Raw genomic sequence first — 19,471 nt, forward strand, 5'->3', positions numbered from 1 at the left:
GTGCCCCGCCGGTCCCGCCAGCGCCCCCTGCCCCACCGATCACGATGTTGCTGTCCAGCCCAAACCCGCCTTGCCCGCCAGTGCCGCCGGCTCCGAACAGTCCGCCGGCTCCGCCTACCCCACCTGCTCCGGCGGTCACCGCATTCGTGCCTCCGACGCCATTTGCGCCGCCTCCGGACCCGCCGGTTCCGCCGTTGCCCAAGAGCCAGCCGCCGGTCCCACCCGCGCCGCCGGTCCCGATCAAGCCGGCATCTCCGCCCCGTCCACCTGTTTGCCCCGCCGCGCCCGCCCCGCCGGCTCCGCCGTTACCCAGCAACCATCCGCCTGGGGAGCCATTTGCCCCGGTACCGTCGGCGCCGTTGGCGCCATTACCGATCAACGGGCGTCCAGTTGTTGCCAGGATCGGTGCGTTGATGACGTCAAGCAGCACCTGCAATGGCGATGCATTGGACGCTTCGGCGGACGCGTATGCCACTTCGCTAGCCGTCAAAGCCCGCACAAACTCGTCGTGGAAAGCCGCCGCTTGAGCGCTAAGCAGCTGAAATTCGTTGCCATGAGCGGAAAACAGCGCTGAAATAGCCGCGGACACCTCATCCTCTGCCGCGGCCAGCACCATCGTCGTCGGGCCCGCCGCCGCCGCAGTCGCCCCACTCAACGCGGACCCGAAGCGGCCCGCCTCGGTAGCCGCAGACGCCAGTAGCTCCGGTACCACCGCCACAAACGACATGCCAACACTCCCTGACTCGCCTTGACCGACCAAATTAGCTCGCTCATTTGGCAAACAAAATACAGGAAGTCTCGTACGGCAACTAGTCAATTGGATTGTTTGCTATACGGCGCCATAACGCCCAAAGTCGTTGAAAACAGCGGTAAATCAGCCGGCCAGATAGCGACGCAGCATCCCCACCGCAGCGGTGATCTGCCGCACCGGTACCCGCTCGTCGCGCCGGTGCGCCAAGTTGGGATCACCCGGGCCGTAGTTGACCGCCGGAATGCCAAGGGCCGCAAAGCGTGACACGTCGGTCCAGCCGTACTTGGCCCGGACCTGCTCACCGGCGGCCTTGACCAGGGCCTTGGCGGCGGGCTCGGACAGCCCGGGCAGCGCGCCGGCCGCGGCGTCGGTCTGCTCGAGCCGCACGTCGAGCCCATCGAAAACGTCTTGGACGTGCTGCAGCGCCTGCGCCGCGGAGCGATCGGGGGCAAAGCGGTAGTTGACGGTGACCGAAGCCGCGTCGGGAATCACGTTGCCGGCCACACCACCGTCGACGCGGACCGCCGACAGGCCCTCACGGTAGGTACATCCGTCGATGTCGACGCTGCGCGCCTGATACCCGGCCAGTCTGTCCAGTACCGCGCCCAGTTTGTGAATTGCGTTGTCCCCCAGCCAGGAACGCGCGGAATGCGCACGCGTACCGGTCGCGCTGACGACCACCCGCAGCGTGCCCTGGCAGCCGGCCTCGATCCAGCCGCCGGTGGGCTCGCCCAGAATCGCCACGTCGGCCGACAGCCAGTCCGGCAGCTCGCGCTCGAGGCGGCCCAAACCGTTTGCGGCCGAATCGATTTCCTCACAGTCGTAGAACACCAGGGTCAGGTCGTGTGCCGGCTCGGCCACCGTGGCGGCCAGATGCAAAAAGACGGCATCACCGGATTTCATGTCCGCGGTGCCACAGCCGTGCAGCTCTCCGTCGACCAGCCGGCTGGGCAGATTGCCGGCCGCCGGCACGGTGTCCAGGTGGCCGGCCAGCAGCACCCGCGACGGCCGCCCCAGCGCGGTGCGCGCCAGCACCGCGTTGCCGTTGCGCACGATCTCGAAGCCGGAGGTCTGCGCCCGCAAGGCGGCTTCCACCTCGTCGGCGATGCGCTCCTCGTTCCGCGACTCGCTGGGAATATCGACCAGCGCCGCGGTCAACGCCACGGGATCCCCGCACAAGTCCAGCACAGGGCCAGCCTAACGAGGCGGGCAGCGGCCGAAGTAACCTTGTCGACCGTGACTGGAGCTGCAGGCATTGGACTGGCGACGCTGGCTTCCGACGGATCGGTCCTCGACACCTGGTTTCCCGCACCGGAACTGACCGAATCGGGCACCAGCGCCACCTCCCGGCTGGCCCTGTCCGACGTTCCGGCGGAGCTGGCCTCGCTGGTCGGCCGCGACGACGACCGCAATACCGAGACCATCGCGGTGCGCACGGTGATCGGCTCACTGGACGATGTCGCCGCCGACGCGCACGACGCCTACCTGCGGTTACATCTGCTCTCGCACCGGTTGGTGGCGCCGCACGGACTCAACGCCGGCGGCCTGTTCGGGGTGTTGACCAATGTGGTGTGGACCAACCGCGGCCCCTGTGCGATTGAGGGCTTCGAAGCCGTCCGGGCCCGGTTGCGCCGCCACGGAACGGTGACGGTGTACGGCGTCGACAAGTTCCCGCGCATGGTCGACTACGTCCTGCCCTCCGGAGTGCGCATCGCCGATGCGGACCGGGTGCGCCTCGGTGCCCACCTGGCACCGGGCACCACCGTGATGCACGAGGGCTTCGTCAACTACAACGCCGGCACGCTGGGCGCATCGATGGTGGAGGGCCGCATCTCGGCCGGCGTGGTGGTGGGCGACGGCTCCGATGTCGGCGGCGGCGCCTCGATCATGGGCACGCTGTCCGGCGGTGGGACCGAGATCATTTCGATCGGCAAGCGGTGCCTGCTGGGCGCCAACGCCGGTCTGGGCATCTCGCTGGGAGACGACTGCGTGGTGGAGGCGGGGCTTTATGTCACCGCCGGCACGAAGGTCGCCATGCCCGACGGCAGTTCGGTCAAGGCGCGCGACCTGTCCGGTCAAAGCAACGTGCTGTTTCGCCGCAACTCCGTGAGCGGCGCGGTCGAGGTGGTGGCCCGCGACGGTCAGGGCATCGAGCTCAACGCTGATCTGCACGCCAATTAGCTTGCGGCAAGCTCTTTTCCGGCCGTTTCGGGCAGTAGGTAGGTGCACACCAGACTGGTCACCACGAAGGCGGCCAGCATGACGCCGATCGCCCAGCTGCCGTAGCTCGCCACGAGCGTGCCGGCCAGCAACGGTGGGATGGCGCCGCCGACGATGCCGGCCAGATTCACCGCAAGTGCGGTGCCGGTGTAGCGGTAGCGAGTCGCGAACAGTTCGGGCATATACGCCGGTGTCGGGCCGTAGCCGAACGAGGCGATGGCATAGATGCCGACGATAGCCAACGCGAACAGCGCGGGACTGCGCGAATCGATCAGCGGCATCACCACAAGCGCCCACGGCAAGGCCGCCGTCCAGGCGATCAGCATGATGCGACGGCGGCCCACCTGATCGCTGAGACCGGCCGCCACCGCACCGAACACCACGCACACCAGCCCGGCCAGCACACCGTCGAACAAGATCAGCGTCCGCGAATAACCCAGGTGCGTGTGGGCGTACGTCATCAGGTAGGTGCTCGCCAGGTACACGAAACTGAAGCAGGTGAGCGAACTGCCGGCGGCCAGCAATATCTCACGCCGCTGCCGGACGAACGCTTGGATCATCGGCACCTTGGCGGTGTGGTCCGCTTCGGCGAACACCGGCGTCTCGTCGATGTTGAGTCGCACATACAGCGCGATGAAGATCAGCACGGTGCTGATCAAGAAGGGAACGCGCCATCCCCACTGCATGAACGCGGGGCTGTGTTCGCCGATGGTGTAGTTCACGATGAGAAAGGTCAGGCTGGTCAAGATCAGTGCGACGCCTCCCCCGAGCAGGGTGAACATCCCGAACAGGCCGCGCTTGGCGGCGGGCGCGGACTCCGCGCTCAACAACGCCGACCCGGCCCATTGCCCGCCCAGGGCAAATCCCTGCAACAGCCGCAGCAGGGTCAGGACCAATGGGGCCGCCGACCCGATGGTGGCCGCGCTGGGGACCACTCCCACCATCGCGGTGGCCGCGGCCATGATCAGCAGCGTGACGACCAGAATCCGCTTGCGGCCCAGGCGATCGCCGAAGTATCCGAACACAGCCGCGCCCAGCGGCCGGGACACGAACGCGGCGGCGAAGGTTCCCATCGCCGCCACCGTGGCCACCGTCGGACTCAGATGCGGGAAGAACACGGTGGGAAACACCAGCGCTGCCGCAGTGCCGTAGATGAGGAAGTCGTAGAACTCGATGGTCGAGCCAACCAGGCAGGCCGTTGCCACCCGCTTCATCGGTGTGACCGGCGCGCCAGGGCTAATCGTGTCGACACCTGTCACGACAAAACACGATATCCAGCCCTGCTGTGGCCTCACCCAGGGAAGATGCTGCGAACCGCCTGTGCGTTTTCAGCGAGTTAGTCAACCATAGTTGACGCTATGCGACCCGCGGCTTAACTTCAAATTGTCAACTACACATGACAAATTGGTGAGGGCGTCGACACCACCGTCTCCGCTGCCGAGCGCACCTGCACTGACTCGAAGGGAGTTCGAAATGCCTAAGATTCGCACCTTGTCCGCGGGCGTTCTGTGCGCCGCCGGTATCTCGCTCGCCGCAGCCGTGGCCGGACCCGCGGTAGCGTCGGCCGCCCCGGCGCAGCCCTTTGCCGGCCCGGGGCACCCTGTTGCGGGGCCGGGCGCTGGGGCTGGCGCTGGCGCTGGGGCCATGCATGCGGCCGGCGCTCCGATGCACCCGGTTCCGCCCGCCGATCACCCGATCTACCACTACACCGATGACCTGACACACCCGGTTTGGTCCGTCACCCACCCCTTCTGGGCTCTGGTTCCGTGATACGGCCACCTTCAGGTCGCGAGCGCGTCGTCGCTGCGCGCGCTCGCGACCTCTCTATTTCTCAGGCCGTATATCACGGCTCTGACAGCAACTGCACACTCGAAGTGAAGAGTTCACACTCGAAGCCAAGCGTTCACACTCGACGGTAAACCGAATTGGTTGTGTGCCTGTGGCTTTGAGTGGGTATTCATGGCGCGCGACCGGCGGTTTGGGCGCCTTCGCTACACACTCGAAGTCAGGACTCCGACAGCAACTGCTTCTTGAGCACTTTGCCCAGCGCGTTGCGCGGCAGCCCACTCACGAGGCGTACTTCGCGGGGCCGCTTGTGTACCGAAAGCTGTTGTGCCACATATTGAATCAAGTCATCAGGATTGGCCGACCCGACTACGTAGGCAACGATCCGCTGGCCCAGATCCTCGTCGGGCACTCCGACGACGGCCGCCTCCTGCACATCGGGGTGGCCGAGCAGCACCGTCTCGATTTCGCCCGCACCGATGCGATATCCGCCTGACTTGATCAGGTCCACGGACTCGCGACCCACGATGCGGTGCATGCCGCCACCGTCGATAACCGCCACATCACCGGTGCGATACCAGCCGTCGGCGTCGAATACCTCGGCGGTGGCTTCCGGCCGATTCAGGTAGCCGTCGAACAACGTGGCGCCGCGAATCTGAAGTCTGCCAACGGTTTCCCCGTCCTGCGGGACCGGCCGGCCCTCCTCGTCGACCAGCCGGGTCTGCACGCCGGTCAGCGGCAAGCCCACCCAGCCCGGACGGCGCTCGCCGTCGGCCCGCGTCGATATGGTGATCAGACATTCCGAGGCGCCATAGCGCTCGATGGGCCGGTGGCCGGTGAGCTGCTCCAGTCGGTCGAACACCGGAACCGGCAGCGCCGCACTGCCCGAAACCAGCAGCCGCGCCGAGCGCAGCTCCTCGGCAGCGGCTTGATCGGCCACCACTCGCGACCACACCGTGGGTACCCCGAAGTACAACGTGCCCTGCGCTCCTGCGTAACCGGCCGGTGTCGGTTTTCCGGTGTGCACAAAGCGATTTCCCATGCGCAGCGAGCCGAGCAGACCCAGCACCAGACCGTGGATGTGATACAGCGGCAAGCCGTGCACCAGCACGTCGTCGGCCGTCCACTGCCAGGCGTCGGCCAGCGCATCGAGGTCGGCGGCGATCGCGCGCCGGCTCACCTGCACGCCTTTGGGTGGACCGGTGGTGCCCGAGGTGTAGACCACCATCGCGACGGCGTCCGGTGACGGCTCGCCGTAGCGGTGCCAGGACCGCGCGTGCAGCCGCACCGGGATGTGCGGCAGCCCTTCGGGCTCGTCGGGCATCGGTCCCAGCCAGGCCTGGGCGCCGGAGTCGGTGAGCATGTGCCGGCGTTCGGCCACTCCGACATCGGCGGGTACCGGGACGACGGGCACGCCGGCGATCAGGCAGCCGGTAATCGCCAGCACCGTCGAGGCGGTCGGCGTGGCCAACACCGCGACGCGCTGGGCACCGGCGACCCGTTCGGCGACCGAGGTCGCCGCACCGAGCAGGTCGCTGCGGCTCAGCACGGCGCCGTCGATGCGCACCGCGTCGGGAATGTCGTGGGCGTTGACGAGTGACGGGTTCAGCGAGGCCAGCAGCACGTCAGCGAGGCTACCTAAGCCTTCTGCGGAGCCGGCCGGGGGAACAGCGGCCGCAGCACCGCCGGGGCCCGGAACGGAGTCCAGCTGCCCAGCGGCTGCGCCAGCCGGTCGGCGATGGCCCACACCGCGGCCGGATGGTGCCCGTAGCCGATGTGACTGCTGAGCACGGCGATGTTCTCCGCCCGCTGCGACGGCAGATTTAGGCACGCCTGCCAGGCGACCATGCCGTCGTAGGGCGAGTAGATCGAGGTAGCCGGCACCGCCAGCGGCTCGGCCTCCAAGTGCACCGGCAACACGGGTGCTTCGACGTGCAGATGTGCGTAGCGCCTGAAGCTGGGCCCGGCGTGGGTGTGGCTCTGGTCTTCCAGACGAAACGGACTGCCCAGGGTGATCACCTGACGCACCGCCGACGGGTTCCGCCGGGCCAGGGCGCGCGCGAAGATGCCGCCCAAGCTCCAGCCGATCAGGCTGACCGGTGCGTCGTAGCGGGTGTGCAGTTCGTCGAGACGCTCGGCCATCCCGGTCACGGCTTTGGCGGTCGGGCCGATATTGCGGCCCAGTCCCCAGCCGTGCGTCCGGTACCCCAGGCGGCGCAGCAGCCGGCGCAACGTCCAGGTCGAGCCGTCGCCGGCCAACAAGCCGGGTAGCACCAGCACCGGGTGCCCGTCACCGACCGGCAGCGTCCGGCGCAGCGGCAGCGCGGTCATCAGTTGCCCGTACTCGACCACCGCGCGCGGAATGTCGGTGTAGTAGAGGGGCAGCTTGGGTGCCCGGGCCGGGGCGGTCATGGTTCAGCCTTGCTCGTCCCAGATTTTCATCAGCGTTTCCAGGATCTCTTCACCACGCCCCAGCCCGGCCAGATGACTTTCTCCGGGCAGGTGGAACAGCTCGGCGTCGGGCAGTCGCGCCACCACGTGCTCGCCATGCGAGAACGGGATGATGTGGTCGTGGTCGCCGTGCCACCAGCGGATCGGCACTTTCACTTCGTCCAGCCGGAATCCCCAGTCCCTGGCGAAGACGATGACGTCGGCGAACGGGGCGGCCAGCTGCTTGCGACTGCCGTTGAGCAGGTCGTCGAGGAACATCGCCTTGAACTCGGGGCGGGCCAGCAGATGCCGGTCGGCTTGCGGCGAAAGCATGGCGTAGACGTCGAGCGCCGGGGAGGCGACCGGGCGGGCCGCCCGGATCAGCAGGCTGGCACCGACCCGCAGCGGGGCGCCACCCAGCTTGATCAGCGGCGCTACGGCCGAGCCGAGGTCCATCAGACCGCCGCTGATTGCGTCGGGACCGCACGTCGGGGCCACCCCACCCAGCACCCCGGCCGCCACCACCCGGTCGGGCAGGCCGGCGGCGCACGCGAGGGTATAAGGACCGCCGCCGGACAGGCCGACGACCGCCAACTTGTCGATGCCGAGGGTGTCCGCGATGGTCCGCAGGTCGTCGGCGAACGCCGAGATGGTCTCGTACTGATAGGGCGTCGAAGAGCCGATCCCCGGGCGGTCGACGCCGATCAGGCGAATGTTGTGGTGATCGGCGTAGACGCGGGCCTCGGTCGGAATCTGGCGGCGGGCGCCCGGGGTGCCGTGCAGCCAGAACACCGCACGCCCCTGCGGGGCACCGAATTCGGCGAAGCCGATCTGACGGTTTTCGCCGACGGCGATGTTTCCTTCGATCTTGGGTCGGGCGATAGCTACGGCCATGCCGTGCAGCTTTTCATGTGGCGGGGCCCCGGTGCACGCTTTTGATCTGAAGCGCGGCTGCGATCTGGTCGCCGAACGATCTCAGGGCAGCCGGGGTCAGCATCCGTTCGTGCGTGCAGTCGACGGGATATTCGGCGATGTTCCCGGAAACGTATGGGCGCCAACGCTTCTGCAGCGGCACGCTGGTGTCGCCGGGCCGCGCCGAGAAGATGATCATGTCGCCGTCGAACACCTCGGGGACGTGTTGGGCCTGCAGCACCGCGTTGGTGTTGACGTTGCCGATGATGGTCTGCACCAGCTGGCGCGACGGCAGCGCGAACTCCGACCCGTACTGCTGATGAGCCATCTCCAGCACGTCGCTTTCGGTCAGCGGTTCCAAGTCCGGCGCGTCGAGCGCGGTCGGGTCCAGCACGATGAGGCATTCGACCACGCATCCCTGCCGGCACAGCTCCACGGCGACCTGATGCGCGACACCGCCGCCGAAAGACCAGCCGAGCAGGTGATACGGGCCGTCGGGGTGCAGCGTCTGAATGGTCTGGGCGTAGTACTTGGCCAGCTCGCGAATCGATTGTCCAGCGTCGGGGTCTTGCTGCAGGCCGATCACCGGGCAATCCAGATATTCGCCCAGGGCGCGATAGCCCCAACTGATACCGCCCCCGGGCGGCAGGCAGAACAGCGGCACCCCGACCCCGTCCTTGAGTATCTCGACGGGCAGCACTTCGGCCGAGCTGCAGGAGCCGTCCAGCCGCCGGCTCAGGCCCTCGATCGTGGGCGCTTCGAACAAGACACGCACCTTGAGGTCGGTGCCCAGTGTCTTGTTGACGGCGGCGACCAGGCGCATCGACAGCAGCGAATCGCCGCCCAGGTCGAAGAACGACGTGTCGATGCCGACCCGCTCGACGCCGAGTACCTGGGCGTACAGCCCGGCCAGGATCTCCTGCACCGGGGTGGTCGGGGCGTGGTATTCCGCGGTATCGGTGTAGCGCGGTTCCGGCAGTGCGCGGGTGTCGAGCTTGCCGTTGGCGGTCAGCGGCAGCGCGTCGAGCACCAGCACCGCCGCGGGCACCAGGTACGACGGCAGCCGGTCCTTGACCCGGGCGCGCACCTCGGTCGGGTCGACGGGTCCGGTGACGTAGCCGACGAGATGTTTGCCGCCCGGCCCGTCTTCGCGGGCGATGACCACGGCCTGCGTCACACCCGGGTGGTCCGACAGCGCGGCAGCCACCTCGGCGCACTCGACGCGATGCCCGCGAATCTTCACCTGGCTGTCGGCGCGGCCGACGAATTCCAAGTCGCCCCGGGCATTCCAGCGCACCACGTCCCCGGTGCGATACATACGTTCCCCGGGCCGGCCCGCGCCCCCGAACGGGCACGCCACGAACCGCGACGCCGTCATCCCGGGCTGCCCCCGGTATCCGCGCGTCACACCGCCACCGGCGATGTACAACTCCCCCGGCACCCCGGGGGGCACCACACACATGCCCGCGTCGAGCACGTAGACCCGCACATTGTCCAGCGGACCGCCGATCGGTGTCGGATCGTCGGCGCCGTCGCAACTGAAAGCGGTTGCGCACATGGTGGTTTCGGTCGGGCCGTAGCCGTTCAGCACCTCCAGCCGGGGGTGGACGGCACGCAGCCTGCCGACCGTGGCCGGCGACAACACATCGCCACCCACGCAGAGCTGGCGAAGTGACGCCAAGCTTGCGATGGACTCCTGCGCCAGCTGGTCGAGCAGCGCCGGGGTAAGGCATAGCCCGGTCACCCGGTCCGCGGCGACGAGCCGCGCCAACTCGCCCACGTCGCGACTCGCGCTGGTGTCGATGACCAGACAGCCACCGCGCAGCAGCGGAATCCATACTTCGTAGGTGGAGGCGTCGAACGCGATGGACGAGTGCACCAGAACGCGTTCGTGGGCCTCGCCCCACCGCCGATCGGAGGCCAGCTGGACCACGTTGCGGTGCGTGATGGCAACGGCTTTGGGGGTGCCGGTGGATCCGGAGGTGTAGATGATGTGGGCCAGATCGTCGGGATGCGGCCGCATTTCGGCGTGGTCCATGGCATCGTCGGCGTCGGGCTCATCCACGATCAGCCGCGGGATCGTGGTCTCGGGCAGAATGGGCGCGGTCGCCACGTCGGTGATGAGCAGCTGCGGGCCGGCATCGGCGAGCATGTAGGCGATGCGCTGGCTGGGGTAGCTGGAATCGAGGGCCAGGTAGGCCGCCCCGGTGTGGCTGATGGCCAGCAACGTCGTGATCAGCTCGACCCCGCGGGGCAGCGCGACGGCGACGATGGTTTCCGGTCGCGCCCCATGGTTGCGCAACCGCGCGGCCAATAGCTGCACCCGAACGTTCAACTCGGCATAGGTCAGCTTGCGCCGATCATCTTGCATCGCTGGGGCATTCGGCGTGTGTGCTACCTGGGCGGCGAACCTTTCCGGGATGGTCGTCTCGGGGAACCGGGTGTCGGTGTGTGCGGCCAGCAGCAGCTCGCGTTGGGTGGACGTGGTGATCTCGATCGAATCGATACCCCGGCCGGCGTCGGCGGTTACCGAGTCCAGGATGTGCAGGTAGTAGGTCGCGAACGCCTCGACGGTGGGGCGGTCGAACAAGTCGGTGGCGTACTCGATCAGACCGGGCAACGGTTGCGACTGACCGCCGACGGCAGGCATATCGAACATGTGCACCGACAGGTCGAACTTTGCGGTGCCAGTGAACACCGGCATGACCGCGATGCTCAGCCCGGGCAACTCCAGCTGGGGCACCGGATTGTTCTGCAGCACAAAGGAAACCTGGAACAGCGGATGGTGTGCGGTGGAGCGGGCCGGGTTGAGCAGTTCCACCAGCCGTTCGAACGGGGCGTCCTGGTTCTCATAGCCGGCCAGCGCCTTGGTGCGCACCTGGGCCAGCAGCTCGGTGAAGCTGTGGTTGCCCGAGGTGTCGACGCGCAGTACCCAGCTGTTGACGAAGAATCCGATCAGGTCGGCCAGCGCTGCGTCGGTACGTCCGGCGATCGGCCCGCCTATGCAGATGTCGTCGCCGGCGCCGAGTTTGCGCAACAGCACCGCCAATGCGGCCTGCAACACCATGGACACGGTGGTGCCCGTCGCGCGGGCCAGGTTGTCCAGACGTGCGCGCAGCTTCGCGTCCACGTCGAACGGAACCAGCTCGCCCCGGAATGACTGCCGCGCCGGACGGGGCCGGTCGCACGGCAATGCGATCTGTTCGGGGGCCTGCGCCAATTCGGTTTGCCAATAAGTGAATTGGCGCGCCAGAACCGACGCGGGGTCGTCTTCGTCGCCCAGCAGTTGCTGTTGCCAAAGCGTGTAGTCGGCGTACTGCACACCCAGCGGGGCCCAGACCGGAGCCTGGCCGGCACAGCGGGCCGCATAGGCGGTGGCCAGGTTCTCGGTCAGCGGCACCAACGAGGCCCCATCGGCGGCGACATGGTGCAGCACCAGCACCAGCGCGTGCTCGACGTCGGACACGCGAATCAGCTGCACGCGCACCGGGATCTCACTGGCCAGCTCGAAGCGATATTGGGCGGCCCGGTTCACCGCCTCGTCCAGCGACTGCCCGTCTGCCAGCCCGGTGACGGTCAACGGGGCCGTCGCTTCGGGCAGGATCTGCTGGTAGGCGACGCCGTCGATCTCGGTTATCAGCGTGCGCAGGCTTTCGTGCCGGGCCACCACGTCACCGATGGCCGCATCGAGTGCCGTCACGTTCAGCTGTCCGGTCAACCGCAGGGCCAACGGGATGTTGTAGGTGGCCGACGGCCCCTCGTATTGGTGCAGGAACCAGATCCGGGACTGGGCATAGGACAACGGGATTCGTTGCGGACGCGGCTGGGCGACCAGCGCGGCGCGCACGTCGCGACCGCGGTGCGCGTCCAGCCAGGCCGCCAGCTGCGCCACGGTGGGCGCTTCGAAGAGCGCCCGGATCGGCACCTCCGCGTCCAGTTCGGCGCGAATCCGCGCGACCAGCCGGGTCACCGTCAGCGAATGCCCGCCCAGGTCGAAGAATCCGTCGTCGATCCCGACTCGCGTCAGCCCCAGCACCTCGGCGAACAGCCCCGCCAACACCGCCTCCCGGACGTCGCGCGGGCCGTGATACGTCGCGGCGCCGGCGAACTCGGGCGCGGGCAACGCTTTTCGATCGACCTTGCCGTTGACAGTCAGCGGCAGGCAATCCAGCACCATCACCGTCGCGGGCACCATGTACTCGGGCAACCGCTCTGCGACGAACCGGCGCACTTCGCCGCCACGCTGGATCGACGCGGGGTCATTGGCATATCCGGCCATGCCACGCACCTCGGTGGCCGGCAGGTACACCTCCGACAGGGCCGGCCCGGCGCCCGCGGGGGTGAAGATCAGATCAACCAGACCCGGCGTCGGCGACCACGTCACCGCAACCGCGTAACCGGCGCGCTGCGCCAACCGGCGGCACTCGTCGGGCAGCACCGCGCCGTGGACCGAAGCGTCGAGAGCCAACTGGCGAACGGGAACCCGACTCTCGGCCTGCGCCAGCGCTTTTGCCAGCGCCACGTCTCTGCACACCGTGCGGTGCGGCACCCCGGTCACCCGCAAACCGGCCGGGCACTGCCCGTCCAGATACCAGTGCAGCTCGTCCAGGCTGCCCCAGCGCTGCCACGGCTCGGCCGGTAGCTGCGCGCACGAGATGACTGCCGCCGGCTGTTTGTGCAGCACCACCTCGTAGCGGTAATCACTGAGCTCGTTGACCGCACTCATCTGCTTGAGCTGAATGTCCACCGCGCCGATTTCGGCGACCTGCTCGGCCAGCGCGATGAAAAACTCTGGCGACAACAGCAATTCCTGCTCAGCCAGCATTTCCCGACGGACCCGATCGCGCAGCACACCGGTGGTCTCCTCGTCCTGCGCCTGTGCACAGACCACCGACGTGCTGAACGCCGACAGCAGACTCAGATTGCGCACATCGCCGAGGAAGATCGCCCCACCGGGAGCCAGCAGGCGCAACGCCAACGCGATCACATCCAGCAGGTACCCCGCACTGGGGAAGTACTGGATCACCGAATTGAGCACCACCACATCGAAGTAACCCTCCGGCAGTCCGTCGGCCACATCGGCGGGCTGAGCGCTCAACCGCACCCGATCCGCCCACGTCGTGGTGGCCACCTGTGCCTGCAGCCGGGCGATGGTGACCGCCGAAAAGTCGGTGCCCCAATACTGTTCGCACTGCGGCGCCAGCTTGGCCAGTAACAGCCCCGAGCCGACCCCGATTTCCAGCATCCGCTTGGGCCGCAACCCCCGGATTCGTGCGACCGCTGCCGTCCGCCACTCGCGCATCTCGGCCAGCGGAATCGGCTGCTCGGTGTAGCTGCTGTTCCAGCCGCCGAAGTCGTGTCCCAACTCCGCCCGGGTCTGCTCATACAACCCGCCGTAAACCTGCTGCCACTGGCCGACCAGCTCCGCTTCGCGTTCGGGTTCGCGTTCGAGCATCCGTTGGGCATCGAGCACCACGTAGCCCACCAGTTGATCACCGTGCCCGGTGACGACCGTTTGGGCGACCCGGGGATGAGCGGACAGTGCGGCTTCGACTTCGCCGGGCTCGACGCGGAACCCGCGGATGTTGACCTGGTCGTCGGCGCGGCCGACGAATTCCAAGTCGCCCTGGGCATTCCAGCGCACCACATCGCCGGTCCGGTACATCCTTGCCCCCAGCGCTCCCGGCTTTGCGAACGGGCACGCCACAAACCGCGAGGCCGTCAGCCCGGCTCGTCCCCGATAGCCGCGGGCCACCCCGGCACCGGCGATGTACAACTCGCCGGCCACCCCGGGCGGCACCAGACACAGCCCGGTGTCCAGCACGTAGACCTCGACATTGTCCAGCGGTCCACCGATCACCGACGCCATGTTCGTGGCGTCGCTGTTGGTCAGGGTGCGGTGCGTGGTATGCACGGTGGCTTCGGTGATGCCGTACATATTGATCAGCGTCGGAACCTGGACGCGGTCTTCGGGGTACCAGCCCTGCAGCCGCGACGTGCGCAGCGGCTCGCCGCCGAACACCACCAGCCGCAACGCGGATTCGGTTGCGGTAATGGCGCTTTCGCGCTCCGCCTGCATGAGTTCATAGAACGCCGACGGGGTTTGGCTGAGCACCGTGACGCGTTCGCGCACGATCAGCTGCCACAGCTCCCGCGGTGCGCGCGCCGTGGTCCACGGCACCGCCACCAGCTCGGCACCGTGCAGTAGGGCGCCCCACATCTCCCACACCGCGAAGTCGAAGGCCGGGCAGTGGCACCAGGCCCACACATCGGTGGCGGTGAACTCGCATGTCCGCCGCAGTCCGGCGAACAGTGCCACCACGTTGCGGTGTGTGATGGCAACGGCTTTGGGCTTTCCGGTGGATCCGGAGGTGTACATGATGTAGGCCAGGCTGTCCGGATGCGGCCGTTCATCAGGACGGCCGGCGGTGTCGTCGGCGCCGAGCCGATCCAGCAGCAGCACCGGAATCGTGGTCGCGGGCAGCTGCGGGGCGGTGGCGGAGTCGGTGATCAACAGTCGCGGGGCCGCATCGGCCAACATGTAGGTGGTGCGCTGGCTGGAATACTTCGGGTCGATCGGCAGGTACGTCGCCCCGGCCTGGCTGACCGCCAGCAGCGCGGTCACCAGCTCGACACCGCGGTCCAACGCCACGGCGATGATCGTTTCCGGTTGCGCCCCCGTGCCTTTCAAACGAGCGGCCAGCCGGTCTGCCCGGACGGCCAGCTCGGCGTACGTCACACTCTGCCGCCCATCGCGCACCGCAATCGCATTTGGAGTGCGCGCCACCTGAGCGGCGAACAGCTCCGGCAGCGTTGCGTCGGGAATGTCGGCCGTGGCGTGCGCGGCCAGCAGCTGCTCACGCTGACCGGGCGTGGTGATCGCCAGGGTGTCGATGCGCAGGCCCGCCTCGGCGGTGACGGCCCGCAGGATGTGGATGTAGTAGCCGACGAACGCCTCGACCGTGGCGTGCTCGAACAGGTCGGTGGCGTACTCCATCAGCCCCGGCATCGGTTGCGGCTGCCCATCGACCTCGGGGATGTCGAACAGTTGGATCGAGAGATCGAACTTTGCGGTGTGGGTGGACACCGGGATGGCCTCGACCGCCAGCCCGGGGAACGCCAGGGCCGGTACCGGATTGTTCTGCAGCGCAAAAGAAATCTGGAACAGCGGATGGTGCGCGGTGGAGCGGGCCGGGTTGAGCAGTTCCACCAGTCGCTCGAACGGGGCCTCCTGGTTTTCGTAGGCCGCCAGCGCCTTGGTCCGCACCTGTTCGAGCAGCCGCTCGAAATCCGGGTTGCCCGAGGTGTCCACGCGCAGCACCCAGGTGTTGACGAAGAACCCGATCTGATCGGCCAGTGCCGCATCGGTACGTCCGGCGATCGGGCTGCCGATGCTCACGTCGTCGCCGGCTCCCAACTTGCGCAACAACACCGCCAGCGCGGCTTGCAGCACCATCGACGCCGTGGTCCCGGTGCGGCGGGCAAGCTGCTCCACCCGTTCCCGCAGACCAGCCTCCAGGGTGAAGGGCACCACTTCGCCGCGGAACGACCGTTGTGCGGGACGGGGCCGATCCGCAGCCAAGCTGATCTGTTCGGGCGCACCGGTCAATTCGGCTCGCCAATAGTCGAATTGGCTTGCCAGTACCGAGGTGTGGTCGTCTTCGTCGCCCAATACCTGCTGTTGCCACAGGGTGTAGTCGGCGTACTGCACCGGCAGCGGCGTCCACTGCGGGGCCTGCCCCGTGCGCCGGGCGCCGTAGGCGGTGGCCAGGTCCTGGGCCAGGGGCGCCAGCGAGGCGCCGTCGGCGGCGATGTGGTGCACCACCAACAGCAACACGTGGTCGCATTCGGCCACCGCGATCAGCGCGGCGCACACCGGGATCTCGGTAGCCAACTCGAACGGGTTCCCCACTGCCCGGCTCACGGCCTCGGTCAGTAGTTCCCGGCTGCTCAGGTCGGTGACGGTCAGCGGCACGTGGGCCTCTTCGATCGGCAGGATCCGTTGGTAGGCGACGCCGCCGATCTCGCCGAAGACGGTGCGCAGGCTCTCATGGCGGGCCACCAGGTCGCCGAGGGCCGCGCGCAGCGCAGCCACGTCCAGGTCTCCGGTCAACCGCAGGGCCAAGGGGATGTTGTAGGTCGCCGATGGGCCTTCGTAACGGTGCAGGAACCACAACCGGGATTGCGCGTACGACAACGGGATTCGCGCCGGGCGCGGCTGGGGCAGCAATGCCGCACGGGTTGCATGACCGCGGTGGGTGTCCAGCCAGTCCGCCAGCAAGGCCACCGTCGGCGCCTCGAACAGGGCGCGGATCGGCACCTCCACCCCCAGTTCGGCACGGATGCGCGCGACCAGCCGGGTCACCGTCAGCGAGTGCCCACCCAGGTCGAAGAACTTGTCGTCGATACCGGCCCGCGGCACCTCCAGCACGTCGGCGAACAACGCCGCCAACAACGCCTCCCGTTGATCCCGCGGGGCCCGGTAGGTGGTGGTGCTGGTGAATTCCGGTGCCGGCAGCGCCTTTCGATCCACCTTGCCGTTGAGCGTAAGCGGCAACGCGTCCAGCACCATCACCGCCGCCGGGACCATGAACTCCGGCAGCCGCTGCCCGACGAACTCGCGCACCTGCGCGGCGAGGTCGGTGTTCGGGCCGGCGGCCGATTCGGGCACCACATAGCCGACCAGCTGGTCGCCGCGGGGAGTGACTACGGCTTGCGCCACCCGCGGATGCTCGGTCAATGCGGCTTCGATCTCGCCGGGTTCGATGCGGAAGCCGCGGATCTTGACCTGGTCGTCGGCGCGGCCGACAAACTCCAAGTCGCCCTGTGCATTCCAGCGCACCACGTCCCCGGTCCGATACATCCTTTTCCCGGCCTCGCCCACGCCACCGAACGGGCAGGCCACGAACCGCGACGCCGTCATCGGCTCCTGGTCCCGATAGCCGCGCGCCAAGACCTCGCCGGCGATGTACAACTCACCGGGGACCCCCGGCGGCACCACGCACAAGCCCGCATCCAAGACGAATACCCGGCAGTTCCACTGCGGTACCCCGATCGGGACCGACGCGCCGGCGTGCGGCCGGCATGACCAGTGCGTCACCGCAACCGTTGCCTCGGTGGGGCCATAGAGGTTGTGCAGGCCCGCCACACAGATCTCGGAAAACGCTGCCGCGGTGTGGGCGGGCAATGCCTCGCCGATGACGAAAACCTCGCGCAACGACGCCAGCTGCTGCGGTGTCGCCGACGAGCACAACACCGATAGCATCGGGGGCACGAAGTCGGTCAGCGTCACACCATGGGCGGCAATCGCTTTGGCCACATACCCGGGATCCCGCTGCCCTTGTGGCGCAGCCAACACCAACCGTGCCCCCGAAATCAGCGGTACCAGATAGCCCCACAGCGACACGTCGAACGTGATGGCGGTCTTCTGCAGATACACGTCCTTGGGCCCGATTCGGTACTGGGCTGTCATCCACAGCAGGTGATTGACGATCGCGCGGTGAGTCACCGCCACGCCCTTGGGCTGTCCGGTCGAACCCGACGTGAACATCACGTAGGCGCGATGATCCGGTTCGAGTGGGAGCAGCCGGTCGGCATCGGTGATCGGGTCGGCCGAATACGCCGATACGTCAAGGTGATTGAGGTCGAAGGCGAGCACGCCGTCCTCGGGTTCGAACCCCTCGTCGCTCAATACACATACCGGATCAGATGTGGTCAGCACGTGGTTGTTGCGGTGGACGGGGTGAGTGGGGTCCACCGGCACGAAAGCGCCACCGGCGGCCACGATCGCCTGCACGGCCACCACCAAATTCACCCCGCGGCCCATCGCCAGGCCCACCACCAGCTCCGGGCCCACGCCTTGCGCAATCAGGAACCGCGCCAGCCGATTTACCCGGCTGGCCAATTCCGCATAGGTCAGGGTTTCCCGGTCATCCTGCACGGCCGGCGCATGCGGTGCGCGGGCGGCCTGGGCGGTGAACAACTCCGGCAAGGTCGTCGCGGGCAACGCGATGGTCGTGTGGTGTGCGTTGAGCAACCGCCGGCGCTGGACGGCGGTGATGATTTCGATGGTATCGATGGCCCGGGCGGCGTCGGCGGTGACGGCGTCCAGGATGTGCAGGTAGTAGCCGGCGATCGCTTCGATGGTGCACGGGTCGAACAGGTCGGTGGCGTACTCGATGAGCCCGGGCAGCGGCTGGGTGCGGCCGGGGCGGAACGGCGTGTCGAACAAGTTGATGGACAGGTCGAATTTGGCCGTGTGGGTGGATACCGGCATCGCCTCGATGGCCAGCCCGGGCAACCGCAGGCTCGGCGCCGGATTGTTCTGCAGCGCAAAGGAAACCTGGAACAGCGGATGGTGTGCGGTGGAGCGGGCCGGATTGAGCAGTTCCACCAGCCGTTCAAAGGGTGCGTCCTGGTTTTCGTAGGCCGCCAGCGCCTTGGTGCGCACCTGCTGCAGCAACTCGGTGAAGCTGCGGTTGCCCGAGGTGTCCACTCGCAGCACCCAGGTGTTGACGAAGAATCCGACCAGGTCGGCCAGGGCGGCATCGGTGCGTCCGGCGATCGGGCCGCCGATGCAGACGTCGTCGCCGGCACCCAGCTTGCGCAACAACACTGCCAGGGCGGCCTGCAGCACCATCGAGACCGTGGTGTCCGTCGCACGGGCCAGCCGCTCAATACGCGTCCGCAACCCCGCCTCCACGGTGAAGGAGTGCTGTGCACCTTTGAACGACTGCCGGGGCGGGCGGGGCCGGTCCAGCGGCAGCGCGATCTGCTCGGGAGCGGCGGCCAATTCGTCTCGCCAGTAGGCGAATTGGTGGCCCAGCACCGACTCGGGGTCATCCTCATCACCCAACACCTGCTGTTGCCACAACGTGTAATCGGCATACTGCACAGAAAGCGGCGCCCAGCCCGGTACCCGCCCAGCACAACGAGCGGCATACGCGGCGGCCAGGTCCACCGCCAACGGCACCAACGACGCGCCGTCGGCGGCGATGTGATGCACCACCACAATCAACGCGTGCTCAGCCTGCGACACCCTGATCAGCACCGCCCGCACCGGAATCTCGGCGCAAAGGTCAAACCGATACCCCGCGGCATCATTGACGGCCTCGGCCAACGGCTGCCCGTGCGCCAAGTCGCAGACGACCAGCGGCACCGCCGCGGCGGGCAGGATCTGCTGATAGGCCACACCATCGACCTCGACGAACACCGTACGCAGACTCTCATGCCGGGCGGCCACATCGTCGAGCGCCGCACCCAGCGCCGCCACATCCACTCGCCCGGTCAACCGCAACGCCAACGGAACGTTGTAGGTCGCCGACGGCCCCTCATAGCGGTGTAAGAACCACAACCGCGACTGCGCATACGACA

9 protein-coding genes are annotated in these 19,471 nt (G+C 67.7%); 2 read left to right on the forward strand and 7 right to left on the reverse strand.

The window, feature by feature from the left end; genetic code table 11:
- Together BST12_RS25765 and dapE are read right to left on the reverse strand one after the other, a co-directional pair.
- Positions 1-727, reverse strand: a 727-nt coding sequence (locus BST12_RS25765) for a PE family protein (RefSeq protein WP_139801934.1), incomplete at its 3' end; no start/stop codon positions are given.
- A gap of 147 nt (positions 728-874) precedes the next feature.
- Positions 875-1,939 carry a succinyl-diaminopimelate desuccinylase gene (gene dapE / locus BST12_RS25770; RefSeq protein ID WP_083116063.1) on the reverse strand — a complete coding sequence of 355 codons (1,065 nt, stop codon included), beginning with the start codon at positions 1,937-1,939 and terminating at the stop codon, positions 875-877.
- A 39-nt stretch (positions 1,940-1,978) separates the two neighbouring features.
- Here dapE and dapD point away from each other — a divergent pair, with 39 nt between their 5' ends.
- Positions 1,979-2,932: a 2,3,4,5-tetrahydropyridine-2,6-dicarboxylate N-succinyltransferase gene (gene dapD, locus BST12_RS25775; protein WP_139801935.1), complete on the forward strand. Its 954-nt coding sequence runs from the start codon at positions 1,979-1,981 to the stop codon at positions 2,930-2,932.
- Here the strand turns inward: dapD and BST12_RS25780 are convergent.
- Entirely contained in the window at positions 2,929-4,185 is a 1,257-nt protein-coding gene (locus BST12_RS25780) for an MFS transporter (RefSeq protein ID WP_083116065.1), read from the reverse strand. The two genes, dapD and BST12_RS25780, sit on opposite strands and share 4 nt — an antisense overlap.
- A 259-nt stretch (positions 4,186-4,444) precedes the next feature.
- Here BST12_RS25780 and BST12_RS31200 point away from each other — a divergent pair, with 259 nt between their 5' ends.
- Complete coding sequence (locus BST12_RS31200) at positions 4,445-4,741, forward strand: hypothetical protein (protein ID WP_139801936.1); 297 nt, start codon at positions 4,445-4,447, stop codon at positions 4,739-4,741.
- A 235-nt stretch (positions 4,742-4,976) separates the two neighbouring features.
- On the opposite strand, the gene BST12_RS25790 is transcribed toward BST12_RS31200, so the two are convergent.
- From BST12_RS25790 to BST12_RS25805, 4 genes are all read right to left on the reverse strand, one after another.
- Complete coding sequence (locus tag BST12_RS25790; protein ID WP_083116067.1) at positions 4,977-6,380, reverse strand: acyl-CoA synthetase; 1,404 nt, start codon at positions 6,378-6,380, stop codon at positions 4,977-4,979.
- A gap of 14 nt (positions 6,381-6,394) precedes the next feature.
- The gene (locus BST12_RS25795; RefSeq protein WP_083116068.1) at positions 6,395-7,168 is read right to left on the reverse strand and encodes an alpha/beta fold hydrolase; all 774 of its coding nucleotides are present in this window, start codon (positions 7,166-7,168) and stop codon (positions 6,395-6,397) included.
- Between the two features lie 3 nt (positions 7,169-7,171).
- A complete protein-coding gene (locus tag BST12_RS25800; RefSeq protein ID WP_083116069.1) occupies positions 7,172-8,080 on the reverse strand; it encodes an alpha/beta fold hydrolase in 909 nt (302 codons plus the stop codon).
- Positions 8,081-8,093: 13 nt separating this feature from the next.
- The coding region (locus BST12_RS25805) for a non-ribosomal peptide synthetase (RefSeq protein WP_139801937.1) at positions 8,094-19,471 on the reverse strand (11,378 nt) is incomplete at its 5' end.

Origin of the sequence: Mycobacterium angelicum (genome assembly GCF_002086155.1) — a bacterium.
GTDB lineage: Bacteria > Actinomycetota > Actinomycetes > Mycobacteriales > Mycobacteriaceae > Mycobacterium > Mycobacterium angelicum.